We start from the raw sequence: 15,166 nt of genomic DNA, 5'->3' as shown, positions 1-15,166 counted from the left end.
AATAAAACTAGGGATTTTGATTATGATACAGCAAACACTAAAACGCCGTTTTTCACTGCTGACGATGATGTTTATCGCCTTGCTAGCCCTCGCTGGCTGCCAGAGCAAACCGCAGGGCCTAACGCCTGAGCAGATTGCTTTGTTGCAATCACAGGGATTCAAACTGACGGATAACGGCTGGGAGTTTGGCCTGTCCGACAAAGTACTGTTTGGCAATAACGTCGGCAAACTGAACCCGGAAAGTACCGAAACGGTACAAAAAATGGGTCGCGCACTGATGAGCGTCGGTATTACCCAGTTCCGTCTGGATGGTCATACCGATAATTACGGTGAAGACAGCTATAACGATCAACTGTCGCTGCGCCGTGCCGATGCCGTCGCCGATTTGCTGGCCAGCGTAGGTATTCCTCGCGCCAACATTGAAACGCGTGGCATGGGCAAACGCGATCCTGTTGCCGATAACCGTACTTCCAGCGGTCGTGCGGAAAACCGCCGCGTCGCGATCGTCGTCACGCCGTAATCCACCCTTTTCATCCCTGCTAAATTTCAACTTTCAGCAAGACGATAACACCGCGGATCCCCGGACATTGAGTAAATGCAATGACCGGGGATGCGTGAAGGCAACCCGCGCGCTGGTGATGTTGAAAGATGAAGGGGATACGCCTTTACGGTCGCATAAAGAGTTATACTTAGCGATCGCGGAGTGATGTCTGGGATCCGCTTTCGAAACGGGCTACACTCCGCAGCCAGACATCCTATAAAAACTGATATAGAGAGGCTAGAGCAACGTGGCTCAATACGTCTATACCATGCATCGCGTCGGCAAAGTGGTTCCGCCGAAGCGTCACATCTTGAAAAATATCTCTCTGAGCTTCTTCCCTGGCGCCAAAATTGGTGTGCTGGGTCTGAACGGCTCGGGTAAATCCACCCTGTTGCGCATCATGGCCGGCATCGATACCGATATCGAAGGTGAAGCTCGCCCGCAGCCAGGGATTAAAATCGGCTACCTGCCACAGGAACCACAGCTGAACCTGGAGCATACTGTCCGCGAGTCAGTCGAAGAAGCGCTGGCGGAAGTGGTTGGTGCTCTGAAACGCCTGGATGAGGTGTACGCACTGTACGCTGAAGAAGGCGCTGACTTTGACAAGCTGGCCGCTGAACAGGGCCGCCTGGAAGAGATCATTCAGGCTCATGATGGTCACAACCTAAATACCCAGCTTGAGCGTGCCGCTGATGCGTTGCGCCTGCCAGAATGGGACGCAAAAATCGCCAACCTTTCCGGTGGTGAGCGTCGCCGCGTGGCGCTGTGCCGCCTGCTGCTGGAAAAACCTGACATGTTACTGCTCGACGAACCTACCAACCACCTGGATGCTGAATCCGTGGCTTGGCTGGAACGCTTCCTGCACGACTTCGAAGGTACCGTTGTGGCAATCACGCACGACCGTTACTTCCTCGACAACGTGGCCGGCTGGATCCTCGAGCTTGACCGCGGTGAAGGTATTCCATGGGAAGGTAACTACTCTTCTTGGTTGGAGCAAAAAGACGCTCGTCTGGCACAGGAAGCCTCTTCCGAAGCCGCTCGTCGCAAATCCATTGAGAAAGAGCTGGAGTGGGTTCGCCAGGGCGCTAAAGGCCGTCAGTCTAAAGGCAAGGCTCGTTTGGCCCGCTTTGAAGAGCTGAACAGCACTGAATACCAAAAGCGTAACGAGACCAACGAACTGTTTATCCCACCTGGCGCACGCTTGGGCGATAAAGTCGTTGAAGTCAGCAACCTGCGTAAGTCTTACGGCGACCGTGTGCTGATTGATGATCTCACCTTCGCGGTACCAAAAGGGGCCATTGTGGGCATTATCGGTCCGAACGGCGCCGGTAAGTCTACGTTGTTCCGCATGATGTCCGGTCAGGAACAGCCTGATTCCGGCAGCATCGTGTTGGGTGATACCGTCAAGTTGGCCTCGGTCGATCAGTTCCGCGACAGCATGGATAACGCCAAAACCGTCTGGGAAGAAGTCTCCGGTGGTCAGGACATCATGCGTATCGGCAACACTGAAATGCCAAGCCGTGCCTACGTCGGCCGCTTTAACTTCAAGGGTGTTGATCAGGGCAAGCGTGTTGGCGAACTGTCCGGTGGTGAGCGTGGCCGCCTGCACCTGGCCAAACTGCTGCAAGTTGGCGGTAACGTATTGCTGCTCGATGAACCGACCAACGACCTGGATATCGAAACCCTGCGCGCGTTAGAAAACGCCCTGCTTGAGTTCCCAGGCTGCGCGATGGTTATCTCGCACGACCGTTGGTTCCTTGACCGTATCGCCACCCACATTCTGGATTACCAGGATGAAGGCAATGTGGAGTTCTTCGAAGGTAACTTTACCGAATACGAAGAGTACAAAAAACGTACTCTTGGTGCCGAAGCACTTGAGCCACATCGTATCAAGTACAAACGAATCGCCAAGTAATCCCGGAAAGCGCCGCATGCGGCGCTTTTTTTATTCCCACGCCAGCTCGCGGGCATAATCGTCAAACACCGGGTGCTGCAACACCACGTCGATAAAACAGGCCAGCGCCGGCGAATTCAGTTTGCGGCTCGGATAGACCAGATACAGCTCATTCCCTTCTGCCTGCCATTCCGGCAACACTTCCACCAACTGCTTCTGCGCTACCACCTCACGGCTAAGAAATGCTGGTAAGAGGGTTATCCCAGCCCCGGCAATCGCACATTCACGCGCGTACAACAGATTATCAGTAATATGCCGCGTCGGCAGTTGCCAACGGAAATACTCATCACTCCGGCGCAGGTTCCAGGCTGGCCAAGAACTGTGTGCAATACAGCGATGCTGCTGCAACTGCTGCGGGTGAAGGATTGGTGGGTGCTGCGCCAAATAAGCCGATGATGCCAACAAATAGCGGGGCGCATGGCCCAAACGACGGCCAATCAGTGAAGAGTCCTGCGGTTTGCCGGTCCGCAGCGCTGCGTCATACCCTTCCTGCACCATATCTACCATGGCATCAGACACCGACACCTCCAATGAGACATCTGGATATTGACGTTGAAAATCCGCAGTCAATCGCGGCAACAAGGTTGCCCCTAAGCCTGCGGGGGTCGATATACGTAACCGACCGCTGGGGTTATCACGCAGCCGTTGCAGAGCCAGATCTGCCCGTTCGGCAGCGGACAACATCTCCTGACAATGTTCCAAATAACGTTCACCGGCAAAGGTCAGATTGAGCTGGCGGGTGGTGCGGTTCAGTAACCGCAGGCCCAGCGTTTGCTCCAATTGGCTGATCCGCTGGCTGACGCTGGACTTAGGCAACGCTGCACGCCTGGCAGCGGCGGTAAAGCTGCCACACTCAGCCACCAGTGCAAACAGCGCCATGTCCTGTAACTGTTTAAACCGCATTGTTCACCTCAAACGAACACTTAGTTAGTTATTGTCCATCTTATCACTCACCACCAAGAGGTCTACACTGTGGTTATTCACTTGAAAGGAGCACAGTCATGCCAATTAAAGCCATTGCCGTAGACCCGAAAAACCCGGCAAACTTCATTGAAATCAGCCCAGAAAAACCGGCACCAGGTCCTTACGATCTGTGGGTAGAGGTCAAAGCAGTGTCGGTCAACCCGGTGGATACCAAGGTCCATGCCGGCCTGCAAAAAAGCGGCCTGCAACAGCCACGTATTCTCGGTTGGGATGCCAGCGGTGTGGTGGTTGAAGTCGGCAGCAATGTCAGCGGTTTCAAGCCCGGCGATGAAGTCTGGTACGCAGGTGATATCACCCGCCCGGGCAGCAACAGTACTCATCAGTTGATTGATTCGCGTATCACGGCCCACAAACCTCGTAGCCTGAACTGGGCTGAGTCCGCAGCCATGCCACTAACAGCGCTGACCGCATGGGAAGCGCTATTCGAACACCTGAAAATTCAGGACGCTGCGCCAGACAAAACTTTATTGATTATCGGCGGTGCCGGTGGTGTTGGCTCCCTGGCGATCCCCTTTGCCGCACAGCGCAGCCAGGTAAAAGTGATTGCAACGGCTTCACGTCCAGAATCAGCAGCCTGGTGTCTGGAACGCGGCGCCGATCTGGTCGTTGATTATCGCGATCTGAAGGCCAACCTTGCACAGCAAGGGATTGAAAATGTGGATTATATTTTGTGTTTGAACGACACCGATGGTCACTGGAAAGCCATTTCGGATCTGATCGCACCGATGGGCCATATCTGCACTATCGTAGAAAATGCGCAACCGCTGGATCAGAGCGCCCTAAAGTTGAAAAGTGCTGCATTGCACTGGGAATTGATGTTTACCCGCAGCATGTTCACCACGCCGGACATTGCCCAGCAAGGTGAGATCCTTAAGCAAGTCGCACAGCTGCTGGACGAAGGGAAGTTAACTACCACCCTGAGCGAGACGCTGCATGGGTTGACGGTAGACAACCTGACCGCCGCGCATGGAAAACTGCGCGACGGCCATATGCAGGGCAAATTGGTAATTGTTTACTGAGGCAAAGCGCGTGGCGTTAAGGCGTCACGCGCCTTTTCCGGTCGAACAAAAGCAATGCACACCGGCTGCGGCGTAGCGTTGGGATCGGCTTGATACTGCAAGCTCTGCTGCTCGTCAATACGTATCCTGGGCCAACTGGCCAGAGCCCCATCGAAATCCGTTTGCTCGCAGGATTCCCCCAAATGACCAAACAGCACGGCCCCGTGCTGTGCAATCTGCGCATAATTGATATGGGCGTTATAAATGTTTGGCCGCTCATGATTGGACCAACGCGTAATCGTCTGCGGGCGGGAAACGGCATACACCGTCATCCATTGTGATAAATAAGCGCCCCCCACATAATTCAATTCCGTTCCGTAATGTTGCAACCAACGCTGTTCAACCCCGGCACTGAACGCCTTGATACCCACCATCTTTTGCCCAGCATTACGCACGTTGCCTAACATGATGGCGGCATAACCCAGATAAATAACGAGTGCTGCACACATCATTCCCACTGCAGCGCCGCGCAATGAACGGTGAGGCGGTTGTTTCACGCATCCCACCAACAACGCGGGAGCCAGCACGAAGAAAGGTTGCAGCCACTCGGTCAATCGACCGCCCACGTTGAAAGAAAACCAGAAGGTAATAATGCCTAATGGCAACAGATAAATGCCTAACAGTACCCGCTTCGAAGTATCGTCAGGCCATGCCAGCACCGCCCCCGCTCGTCGTAAAATCAGCCACAGGAACAGTGACGGATAAAACACCAACAGCAGCGATTGCAGCATATCCAGGTTTAACTGCATTTTGACTTGTGAGTCGACCCATTTGAATGCGGCAAAATCATGCTGCCACAACCAAACCAGATTAGGCAAGACGATAACCAGCCAAACGGCAACTGCGAGGTAAAACTGAGGCTGCCTGTAGCAGCGACGAATATGCGGTACAAACAGCGTCGACAGGAAAGCGAAATAAACAAATGCAAAGGTTGAATACTTCGCCATCGTCGCCAAACCCGCCGTGACGGCAAACGCCAGCCACCAGTTAGCAGAACGGGTGATCGCCTGATGAAAAAACAGCATCATCCACGGCCACAGCATCACCAGCAAATAGTTGTCGTTATAGGGGATAATATCGAAATTAATGATGCCTGAAAGGTTCAGCGTCAACAGTGCCAGCCAAGCCAACCGGGTGCTACCACTTAGATGCCGCGCCAGAATCCATACGCCCAGCATACCTATGGCGATTGCCACGAAGTGACTCGCGTACCAATAAATATTCAACGGCAACCAGGGCAACCAAAGCACAGGGTGCATCGCCACCCCCACTAACCACGGGTTTTTCGGCGAGCCCCACTCTGCATTGATGCCCCAGTTTAATGCTTCGACAGCATCATAAGGCACGGTTGGATCGAGGTGAACAGTCAGCAGTGTCCACGCAGCGGCATAGAACAGTAACCAGATAGCAAGTAAGCGATACGTCATAGTCTCTACAGCATTTGTTTCGACGAAACGCTTAACCTAATAAATGGTTAATGAACCTTAACTAAACAACAGTGAAATCCAGCGTTTAACTGCTATTTCTGCCTGAGTGATCACACATTGGACAACATCAACCAATGACGTGCTGGTTTTCAGGCGCGGCTATCAAACGGCTAGCGTCAGCCGCCAACAACTGTTTTACCAAGTCGACACAGCGTAGGAAACGCTCGTCATAGCCGCTGGCTTCCACATGCACGTACTCAATGTTATTGGCACGCAGCATCTCCTCCAGCAGCTGCTGGAAGGCTTTGCGGTCATTGGGATTACCAAGGCTCCGCAGGCCATCCGCCACCCATGGCGTGTTATTTTCCAACAGAATCACCAGATCAAACCGGTACTCGTCGATCAGCGCCTGCACAAAGGGGTGTTCACGCCCTTCATACTTTTTACAGAATGCCTGTGTGGTGACAAAGTCAGTATCAATAAATGCCACTTTATTGGCATATTTCACTGCAAAATCAACATACTGGGCCTGGCCCAAAGCGATTTTGTCATAGTCAGAGTATTGTAACGCCATTTCATCACCACCCAGGTGCGAGAACACATAGTCACGGCCATATTCCCAGGCACTGGTGGTATTAAAGATATTCGCCAGCTTATTCACCAGCGTCGATTTACCGCTCGACTCACCGCCGAGAATCGCCACGGTGCGGACAAAGAATGGTTTCACTTCGGTCGGGATATAGTCCCAATAGCGGAAGGGATCCTGACGGATCTGACTACCGCTGATATTCATAAATGAACGTTCGGGATCGATCAGGATAGTTTCAATCGCCAGGTGTTCGCGGTAACGCGGGGCGTCCTGTGCTTCGCTGGAATAGATAAAGCTCGGTACGATGGCTTTCTGTTCCAGAAAAGCTTTCATCCCATCGCTCCACACATTCCAGCCATGCGGATAGGGTTCGATACCCTGTTCGTCGAATGAATGAATATGGATGTTTTTCTGGTATTTGAAGGTTTGCAGTAACCAGCGTAACCGATCGCTAACCGTCGGTTGTTGCGACATGGAGCTGTTATCGAACAGCTCCCGATCGCGCGGTTCGTCGTGGCACAGAATCACGTGCAGTTCATCCACCTGGCTGCAAGCGCGTTGAATCAGGTAGATATGGCCGGTATGCAAAGGGTAAAATTTACCAAACACCACACCGACTGTTTTCTCACGACGAGGAAATTCCAGGCCAAGATAGCGGTGCAGCGCTTCCAGTTTTTGGGCGCTTGGGCTTTTGATTTTATCGTTTAACAACTGGCTGAGATAGCCTTTTGTCATGCCGCTGGCATCTGCCACCTGCTGCAGAGTGCAGCTCTTCTGCTTAATCGACGCCTTCAGGTAATCAAATTGCCGCATAGTCCCTCCGTTTAATATGCTAAACAAAATAGCATAATCTTCACACCGCGTGGCAATTAATAAAACTGTTCCAGCACGTCCAATGCGTCCGCCAATTTCTTCACGCCGAACACCTGCATGTTGGCCGGTGGTTTTTTCGGCACGTTAGCGTGCGGCACGATAGCCCGTTTGAAACCATGCTTGGCCGCCTCAGAAATACGTTCCTGCCCACTCGGTACCGGACGAATTTCTCCCGCCAGACCGACCTCCCCAAACACCACCAGATCGTTCGGCAGTGGGCGATCTCGCAAACTGGATACCAGCGACATCAGCAATGCCAAATCGGCGCTGGTTTCACTGACTTTCACCCCGCCGACCACGTTAACAAAGACGTCTTGATCGGACATCTGCAAACCACCGTGCCGATGCAAAACGGCCAGCAAGATAGCCAAGCGGTTTTGCTCCAGGCCAACCGCAACCCGGCGAGGGTTGGACATCATTGAATGATCGACCAACGCCTGAATCTCGACCAACAGCGGTCGTGTTCCCTCCCACACCACCATAACCGAACTGCCTGAGGTAACTTCATCACCACGGCTCAGGAAGATGGCCGACGGGTTGCTGACCTCACGCAGGCCTTGCTCAGTCATAGCGAAAACGCCCAGTTCATTCACTGCACCGAAGCGGTTTTTGTGGCTGCGCAAGGTACGAAAACGCGAATCGGCATCGCCGTCCAGCAACACAGAGCAGTCAATACAGTGTTCTAATACTTTCGGACCGGCCAGAGAACCGTCTTTGGTCACGTGACCCACCATCACAATCGCCACACCACGTGTTTTGGCAAAGCGTGTCAGGTAGGCTGCGGTTTCACGCACCTGTGCCACACTGCCCGGCGAAGACTGAATATCCGCCATGTGCATCACCTGGATGGAGTCGATCACCATCAGTTTTGGCTGCTCCTGCTCGGCGATCAGGCAAATCTGTTCGATACTGGTTTCCGACAGCATATTCAGACCGCCGGTCGGCAAACCAAGACGGTGAGCGCGCATCGCGACCTGTTGTAAGGATTCCTCACCGGTTACGTACAAGGTCTTCATTTGTTCGGACAGTTTGCACAATACCTGTAACAGCAGCGTACTCTTGCCAGCACCGGGATTACCGCCAATCAGGATAGCACTGCCCGGCACCACACCCCCACCCAATACGCGGTCAAACTCAAGAAAACCGGTGGAGAAACGCGGCAACTCTTCCAGACTGATATCCGACAGCTTTTGCACTTTGCTGATGCCGGCATCGCCGGCATAACCGCTGAGGCGTTCATTGCGAGAAGAAGAAGACACGGCAGCCAGACGCACTTCTGTAATGCTGTTCCAGGCGTGGCAAGCGCTGCACTGCCCCTGCCAGCGCGGATAATCGGCTCCGCACTCATTACATACAAACGCCCGTTTTGCTGCTTTTGCCACGTATTACCTCTGTTTTTACCACATTGCCGCTGTCTGGCATTCTCGCCGGATCAGGGTCAATTTTAGCGAACTTCGTGTTTCAGGCTGCCGGTCAGTACACACAGCACGCCAATCAGGTCAGCATGGCGAATCGACACCTGCGCCTTCTCATACACTTTCGGTTTGGCGTGATAGGCGATGCCTAACCCGGCAACCTGCATCATTTTCAAATCGTTGGCACCGTCGCCGATGGCCACAGTTTGCTGAGGCGGAATACCCAGTTTTTCCGCCAGTGCGACCAGCGTATCAGCTTTGAACTGCGCGTCGACTATCGGTCCCAGTACTTCACCGGTCAGCTTGCCGTCGCGAATTTCCAGTTCATTGGCCGCTACCGCCACCAATTTCAGTTTATCGCGCAGGTACTCGGCATAATAAGTGAAACCGCCAGAAGCAATCGCCACATGCCAGTCCATTGCCTGTAACTTACGCACCAGGCTGATCAATCCCGGCATCAACGGCAACTCTTCACGCACCTGCTTGAGAATATTAGCGTCGGCACCTTTCAACGTACCTACGCGCTGGCGCAGGCTGGCGGTAAAATCCAGCTCACCCCGCATCGCACGCTCGGTGACTTCCGACACCTGCTCGCCCACACCTGCCAGTTTGGCGATCTCGTCAATGCATTCAATCTCAATCGCGGTCGAATCCATATCCATCACCAACAACCCTGGGGTGCGCAGATGGGGGATCTTACCGAGCGGTGCCACATCCAGTCCGCTCTCTGCCGCCAACAGCTTGGCGCGTGCCGTCAAAGTACCGGCCAGACGCACCACCTGATAATCTTCAACACACCAGGCGGTCACGATCACCATCGCCGCACCCAACTTACGCTGGAAGTCGGTGATGCGCGTTTTGTTCAGTTCTCTGCCATATAATAGCCAACCGGTATGACCCGCCCGATAATCCAGCGGCATCACTTCGTCACCGCTCAGCGAAAGGGGAAGACCCGGCCATTGAGAGATCTCTGCCGGGAGATCGCAATAGGTCAGACTATTCGACATCCTTAACTCCTGAAAAAACACTGCATGATAAAACGACGCATCAAGCTATCCTATCGCCATTGCTTCTGGCAACATAAAGTGTCCAAGATGCCCAAGGAACCTGCATGGCTCGCGCTAAACTGAAATTCCGCCTGCACCGCACTGCTATTATCCTGATTTGCCTGGCTTTACTGGTTTTATTGATGCAGGGCGCGTCCTATTTTAGCCTGAGTCACCAGTTGGCGCGATCCGAACAGGTGGAAGAACTGGCACAAACGCTGACCAAACAGGTCGCGTCAAGTCTCGCCCCTCTGATGGATGACGACAACGATGTCGACAATCAACGCATCGATGCCATCCTCAAACAACTCACCGATCATAGCCGTATTCTGGACGCCAGCGTCTATCAGCTTGACGGCACATTGATTTCCCACGCCGGCGAACAAATAAGTATACGCGATCGTCTGTCGCTTGACGGTAAACGCGCCGGTAGTTACTTCAACCACCAACTGGTTGAATCCATCCAGAGCAAAGACGGCCCGATTGGCTTTATCCGCATCACGCTGGATACCCACGTGTTGGCAACTGAGTCCAAACAGGTCGACAACACCACCAACCTGCTACGTCTGATGATCCTGCTGGCGTTGGCGATCGGCATTATTTTGGCCAGAACCCTGCTGCAACACCGTCGTAGCCGCTGGCAACAGTCACCGTATCTCCTGACCGCCAATACACCATTGGATGAAGGTAACACGGTAGAAAATGACGATGATGAACAACCGAAAGAGAAAAAAGAAGAAGGGAAAAAGCGCTAAAGGCCGCATGCAGATGCGTGAATTGAATAACGTGAAACTTAGTCAATAGAATCGCATTGGGGCGCAGCATGCTGCTGCGCCCGCAAGGTATTATGCTTTGTCACCCAGCAGTACAGATTCCAGCGCGATAACGATCATTTCGTTAAAGGTGGTCTGACGCTCTGCCGCAGTGGTCGCTTCATGACGCAGAATGTGGTCTGAAACGGTACAAATGGTCAGTGCTTTACAACCAAACTCTTCGTACATCTCCGCAGCCACACCGTAGATGCCGGCGGCTTCCATTTCCACACCCAGGATGCCGTACTTCTTCATCACCTGGAACATGTCTGGATCTGGCGTGTAGAACAAATCAGCAGAGAAGATGTTACCCACGCGCGCCGGGATACCCTGCGCTGCCGCTGCGTCTACCGCGTTACGCACCATGTCGAAGTCAGCAATCGCCGCATAGTCATGGTCTTTGAAACGCAAGCGGTTCACTTTGGAATCGGTGCAAGCACCCATGCCGATCACCACGTCACGCAGTTTGACATCGTCACGAACTGCGCCACAGGAACCCACACGGATGATTTTCTTCACGCCGAACTCGGCAATCAGTTCACGCGCATAAATGGAGCAAGATGGGATCCCCATACCGTGGCCCATTACAGAGATTTTGCGACCTTTGTAAGTCCCGGTGAAACCCAGCATGCCACGCACGTTGTTCACTTCCACCGCGCCTTCCAGGAAAGTTTCCGCAATGTATTTTGCACGCAGCGGATCGCCCGGCATCAGTACTACGTCAGCGAAATCACCCATTTCAGCATTAATATGCGGCGTAGCCATAATTGTCTTCCTTTAGAAATCGTATTTAAGTATTTAATAAAAACGCCAAACATCTAAGCCATTGGATTTCGAGTTGCAGCTAGGCAGCTAGCGAGTGAATCCCCAGGAGCTTACTTGAGTAAGTGACTGGGGTTTGCTCGTGAAGCTAACAACGCTGCAGCTTGAAAGGCGTGGCTTAGAACATCGATTTGCCGTAATCCATCGGCGACACGCCAAAATAGCTGGCAACCGTCTGGCCGATGTCGGCGAAAGTTTCACGGTGGCCCAGCGAGCCTGGTTTTACTTTCGGGCCGTAAACCAACACCGGGATGTGTTCGCGGGTGTGGTCGGTGCCCGGCCAGGTTGGGTCACAACCGTGGTCAGCGGTGAAGATAATGATGTCTTCATCTTTAACCAGTTTCAGCAGCTCCGGCAGGCGGCGGTCGAACAGCTCCAGCGCGGCGGCATAGCCTGCAACATCACGGCGGTGGCCGTATGAGGAGTCAAAATCAACGAAGTTGGTGAACACGATGGTGTTATCACCTGCTTTTTCCATTTCGATCAGGGTGGCGTCGAACAGCGCGTCGATACCGGTCGCCTTGACCTTTTTGGTGATGCCCACGTTAGCGTAGATATCGGCGATTTTACCGATAGACACCACTTCGCCGCCCTTCTCGTCCACCAGCTTTTTCAGCACGGTGGGCGCCGGTGGCTCTACTGCCAGGTCATGGCGGTTACCGGTACGCTGGAAGTTGCCTGGCTTGTCGCCCAGGAACGGACGCGCGATCACGCGGCCAATGTTATAACCGCCTTCGGTCAGTTCTTCACGGGCGATTTCACACAGCTCATACAGACGGTCCAGGCCGAAGGTCTCTTCGTGACAGGCGATCTGGAAGACCGAGTCGGCAGAAGTGTAGAAAATCGGCTTGCCGGTTTTCATGTGTTCTTCACCCAGTTGGTCGAGGATCACGGTGCCGGATGAGTGGCAGTTGCCGAGGTAACCCGGCAAATTGGCACGCTCAACCAGTTTATCCAGCAGTTCCTGCGGGAAGCTGTTGTGCTCATCGCTGAAATAGCCCCAGTCGAACAACACCGGCACGCCGGCAATTTCCCAGTGGCCTGACGGCGTATCTTTACCGGAAGAAAGCTCGCTGGCGTGAGCATAGGCGCCAATGATGTCTGCATTGCGATCCAGCCCCTGCGGGAAAGTACCGGTGGATTCTTCCGCCGCTTTGCCCAGGCCCAGACGGCTCAGGTTAGGCAGCGTCAACGGGCCCTGACGGCCAACGTTAGCTTCACCGCGCGCGCAAACCTCGGCAATATGCCCCAGCGTATCGGAACCCTGATCGCCAAATTTAGCCGCATCTTCGCTTGCGCCAATACCGAATGAGTCTAATACCATAATAAATGTGCGTTTCATCATGCTCTCCTGCGTGTTCTCACGCTGTGGGTGACAACGAAAACGCCGCTGCCACTCCTGATTCGTTAATTATTCAGTGATACGCTTATAAACTACTGGCGTCACTTCCGGCGCTTTGTCACTCAGCACCATCGCATTGCGTACCGCTTCGGCCGCCTGCTGCCAGCTTTCTTCGTCGTTAGCGTGGATCACCGCCAGCGGCTGCTGGGTATCGACTTTATCGCCCAGACGCGCCATGCCGGTCAGGCCAACGCTGTAATCAATACTGTCGGTCGCACGACGACGACCACCGCCCAGTGACACGACTGCCATGCCCAGTGCGCGGGTATCCATCGCGCTGATAATGCCCTGTTTCTCGGCATAAACGGGTTTGCTCAGGGTTGCTGCAGGCAGATAGCTGTCGTAACGCTCAACGAAATCAGTTGGGCCTTGTTGCGCAGCCACCATACGACCAAACACTTCCGCCGCCTTACCATTGTCCAATACCGCCTGGAGTTTGGCACGCGCATCGGCGTCGTCTGTCGCCAGCCCACCGGAAAGCAACATTTCCACGCACAACGCCATGGTCACTTCCAGCAAGCGTGGGTTACGGTATTCACCGGTAAGGAAACGTACCGCTTCACGCACTTCCACAGCATTACCGGCGCTCGAAGCCAGTACCTGGTTCATGTCAGTCAGCAATGCCGTGGTTTTGCAGCCCGCACCGTTGGCCACACCCACAATCGCCTGTGCCAAATCAGCCGACAATGCGTAGGTTGGCATAAAGGCACCGGAACCGACCTTAACGTCCATCACCAACGCATCCAGCCCTTCGGCCAGCTTTTTCGCCAGAATCGAGGCGGTGATCAGCGGAATAGAATCCACGGTCGCGGTGATATCACGGGTCGCGTAGAAACGCTTGTCCGCCGGTGCCAGCGAGCTGGTTTGGCCGATAATCGCTACACCTACGTCCTGAATAATCTTACGGAAGGCATTGTCGTCCGGGAAAATATTAAAACCCGGGATCGCTTCCAGCTTGTCCAGCGTCCCACCGGTATGACCCAAACCACGGCCGGAAATCATCGGCACATAACCACCACATGCGGCCACCATTGGGCCCAGCATCAGTGAAGTCACATCGCCCACACCGCCCGTGGAATGCTTGTCGACCAAGGGTCCATTCAGCGACAGGCTTTTCCAGTCCAGCACGGTGCCGGAATCACGCATTGCCATGGTGAGCGCTACGCGCTCCGGCATAGTCATATCGTGGAAATAAATGGTCATCGCCAGTGCGGCGATCTGACCTTCGGAAACCACATTGTCACGAATGCCATTGATGAAAAAGCGGATTTCCGCTTCGCTCAACGGCTGGCCGTCACGTTTCTTACGAATAATTTCTTGTGCCAGGAACAAGGCATCCCCCTGTTTTAGCGAATGTAGGGTGCAGGCAGGCGCCGTATCGCGCCTTACCGACGTAATCGTTCAGTAACCGCTGCCGGACGTCTCGGCACTATGGCCCAGCGTCGTCAGCAGGCTGGCTAACAAGCTGGAAGCCCCGAAGCGGAAATGACGCGCATCGGCCCAGCCTTCACCCAGAATACGATCGGCAAGTTGCAGATAATGCAGTGCATCTTCCGCCGTACGTACACCACCGGCAGGCTTAAAGCCTACAGTTTTGGCGACATTCATATCGCGGATCACCGACATCATCAGCTCAGCGCTTTCCAGCGTCGCGTTGATGGGCACTTTACCGGTAGAGGTTTTGATAAAGTCAGCACCGGCCTTGATGGCAATCTCCGACGCTTTGCGAATCAGGTTTGCCTGCTTAAGCTCACCGGTTTCGATGATCACTTTCAACAGGACGTTAGCCGCCTGACAGACCTGTTTGCACTGTTTTACCAGTTCAAATCCCACCTGCTCATTCCCGGCGATCAACGCGCGATAGGGGAATACCACATCCACTTCATCAGCACCGTAGGCGATAGCCGCACGGGTTTCCGCCAACGCGATATCGATATCGTCGTTGCCATGCGGGAAGTTGGTCACGGTCGCTATACGGATGTCCGGCGTCCCTTGTTCACGCAGCGTCTTACGCGCCACAGGGATAAAACGTGGGTAAATACAGATGGCTGCCGTATGGCCAGCTGGGCTGTTCGCCTGACGACACAGCGCGATCACTTTCTCGTCGGTGTCATCATCGTTCAGCGTGGTTAAATCCATTAAGGTCAGCGCTCGTTGCGCTGCTGCGGTTAATTCGGTCATAAAACTCTCCAACTGAGAACCTGGGTGTTGGCGAGCGGACTTGGTTCCTTGAAGATAGCGCT

The 15,166-nt window shown here is 53.9% G+C and carries 13 protein-coding genes; 4 read left to right on the top strand and 9 right to left on the bottom strand.

Going from position 1 to position 15,166, the window contains the following annotated elements; genetic code table 11:
• Positions 1-22 precede the first annotated feature (22 nt).
• Both yfiB and ettA read left to right on the top strand, forming a co-directional pair.
• The gene (yfiB, locus tag SGBXF1_RS03055; protein WP_037420612.1) at positions 23-520 is read left to right on the top strand and encodes an outer membrane lipoprotein YfiB; all 498 of its coding nucleotides are present in this window, start codon (positions 23-25) and stop codon (positions 518-520) included.
• Positions 521-788: 268 nt separating this feature from the next.
• Complete coding sequence (gene ettA / locus SGBXF1_RS03050; protein WP_037420609.1) at positions 789-2,456, top strand: energy-dependent translational throttle protein EttA; 1,668 nt, start codon at positions 789-791, stop codon at positions 2,454-2,456.
• Between the two features lie 30 nt (positions 2,457-2,486).
• Here the strand turns inward: ettA and SGBXF1_RS03045 are convergent, their stop codons facing one another.
• Entirely contained in the window at positions 2,487-3,398 is a 912-nt protein-coding gene (locus SGBXF1_RS03045) for a LysR family transcriptional regulator (protein WP_061807394.1), read from the bottom strand.
• Between the two features lie 98 nt (positions 3,399-3,496).
• Between SGBXF1_RS03045 and SGBXF1_RS03040 the strand changes: the two genes are divergently transcribed.
• Positions 3,497-4,498: a zinc-binding alcohol dehydrogenase family protein gene (locus SGBXF1_RS03040; RefSeq protein WP_130382490.1), complete on the top strand. Its 1,002-nt coding sequence runs from the start codon at positions 3,497-3,499 to the stop codon at positions 4,496-4,498.
• Here SGBXF1_RS03040 and SGBXF1_RS03035 read toward each other — a convergent pair.
• The 4 genes from SGBXF1_RS03035 to serB form a co-directional block, all read right to left on the bottom strand.
• On the bottom strand, positions 4,492-5,964 hold the full coding sequence (locus tag SGBXF1_RS03035; RefSeq protein WP_186427799.1) for a glycosyltransferase family 39 protein: 1,473 nt from the start codon (positions 5,962-5,964) through the stop codon (positions 4,492-4,494). The two genes, SGBXF1_RS03040 and SGBXF1_RS03035, sit on opposite strands and share 7 nt — an antisense overlap.
• Positions 5,965-6,091: 127 nt before the next feature.
• Positions 6,092-7,366 carry a multifunctional transcriptional regulator/nicotinamide-nucleotide adenylyltransferase/ribosylnicotinamide kinase NadR gene (nadR, locus tag SGBXF1_RS03030; RefSeq protein WP_037424120.1) on the bottom strand — a complete coding sequence of 425 codons (1,275 nt, stop codon included), beginning with the start codon at positions 7,364-7,366 and terminating at the stop codon, positions 6,092-6,094.
• A 56-nt stretch (positions 7,367-7,422) separates the two neighbouring features.
• Entirely contained in the window at positions 7,423-8,808 is a 1,386-nt protein-coding gene (gene radA / locus SGBXF1_RS03025) for a DNA repair protein RadA (RefSeq protein WP_020825123.1), read from the bottom strand.
• A 62-nt stretch (positions 8,809-8,870) separates the two neighbouring features.
• Entirely contained in the window at positions 8,871-9,848 is a 978-nt protein-coding gene (serB, locus tag SGBXF1_RS03020) for a phosphoserine phosphatase (RefSeq protein WP_037424121.1), read from the bottom strand.
• A 104-nt stretch (positions 9,849-9,952) separates the two neighbouring features.
• Here serB and SGBXF1_RS03015 point away from each other — a divergent pair, with 104 nt between their 5' ends.
• Entirely contained in the window at positions 9,953-10,642 is a 690-nt protein-coding gene (locus tag SGBXF1_RS03015; RefSeq protein WP_037424122.1) for a YtjB family periplasmic protein, read from the top strand.
• Positions 10,643-10,732: 90 nt separating this feature from the next.
• Here the strand turns inward: SGBXF1_RS03015 and deoD are convergent, their stop codons facing one another.
• The 4 genes from deoD to deoC all read right to left on the bottom strand — a co-directional run bounded on the left by deoD (position 10,733) and on the right by deoC (position 15,104).
• Complete coding sequence (gene deoD, locus SGBXF1_RS03010; protein ID WP_130382496.1) at positions 10,733-11,464, bottom strand: purine-nucleoside phosphorylase; 732 nt, start codon at positions 11,462-11,464, stop codon at positions 10,733-10,735.
• 175 nt (positions 11,465-11,639) lie between these two features.
• Positions 11,640-12,863, bottom strand: a complete 1,224-nt coding sequence (deoB, locus tag SGBXF1_RS03005; protein WP_012005115.1) for a phosphopentomutase — start codon at positions 12,861-12,863, stop codon at positions 11,640-11,642.
• 69 nt (positions 12,864-12,932) lie between these two features.
• Entirely contained in the window at positions 12,933-14,255 is a 1,323-nt protein-coding gene (gene deoA, locus SGBXF1_RS03000) for a thymidine phosphorylase (RefSeq protein WP_061807401.1), read from the bottom strand.
• A 69-nt stretch (positions 14,256-14,324) separates the two neighbouring features.
• Complete coding sequence (deoC, locus tag SGBXF1_RS02995) at positions 14,325-15,104, bottom strand: deoxyribose-phosphate aldolase (protein ID WP_186427798.1); 780 nt, start codon at positions 15,102-15,104, stop codon at positions 14,325-14,327.
• Positions 15,105-15,166 lie beyond the last annotated feature (62 nt).

Source organism: Serratia grimesii, from assembly GCF_900186025.1.
GTDB lineage: Bacteria > Pseudomonadota > Gammaproteobacteria > Enterobacterales > Enterobacteriaceae > Serratia > Serratia grimesii.
Note: the sequence above shows the minus strand (reverse complement) of the source record. Positions and strands in the feature narration are given on the sequence as shown.

Excerpts from the sequence above, each read along its gene's own strand:
- SGBXF1_RS03015 (WP_037424122.1), top strand. The coding sequence starts at position 9,953 with ATGGCTCGCGCTAAACTGAAATTCCGCCTGCACCGCACTGCTATTATC.
- deoD (WP_130382496.1), bottom strand. The coding sequence starts at position 11,464 with ATGGCTACGCCGCATATTAATGCTGAAATGGGTGATTTCGCTGACGTA.
- SGBXF1_RS03035 (WP_186427799.1), bottom strand. The coding sequence starts at position 5,964 with ATGACGTATCGCTTACTTGCTATCTGGTTACTGTTCTATGCCGCTGCG.
- deoC (WP_186427798.1), bottom strand. The coding sequence starts at position 15,104 with ATGACCGAATTAACCGCAGCAGCGCAACGAGCGCTGACCTTAATGGAT.
- nadR (WP_037424120.1), bottom strand. The coding sequence starts at position 7,366 with ATGCGGCAATTTGATTACCTGAAGGCGTCGATTAAGCAGAAGAGCTGC.
- deoB (WP_012005115.1), bottom strand. The coding sequence starts at position 12,863 with ATGAAACGCACATTTATTATGGTATTAGACTCATTCGGTATTGGCGCA.
- SGBXF1_RS03045 (WP_061807394.1), bottom strand. The coding sequence starts at position 3,398 with ATGCGGTTTAAACAGTTACAGGACATGGCGCTGTTTGCACTGGTGGCT.
- SGBXF1_RS03040 (WP_130382490.1), top strand. The coding sequence starts at position 3,497 with ATGCCAATTAAAGCCATTGCCGTAGACCCGAAAAACCCGGCAAACTTC.
- serB (WP_037424121.1), bottom strand. The coding sequence starts at position 9,848 with ATGTCGAATAGTCTGACCTATTGCGATCTCCCGGCAGAGATCTCTCAA.
- yfiB (WP_037420612.1), top strand. The coding sequence starts at position 23 with ATGATACAGCAAACACTAAAACGCCGTTTTTCACTGCTGACGATGATG.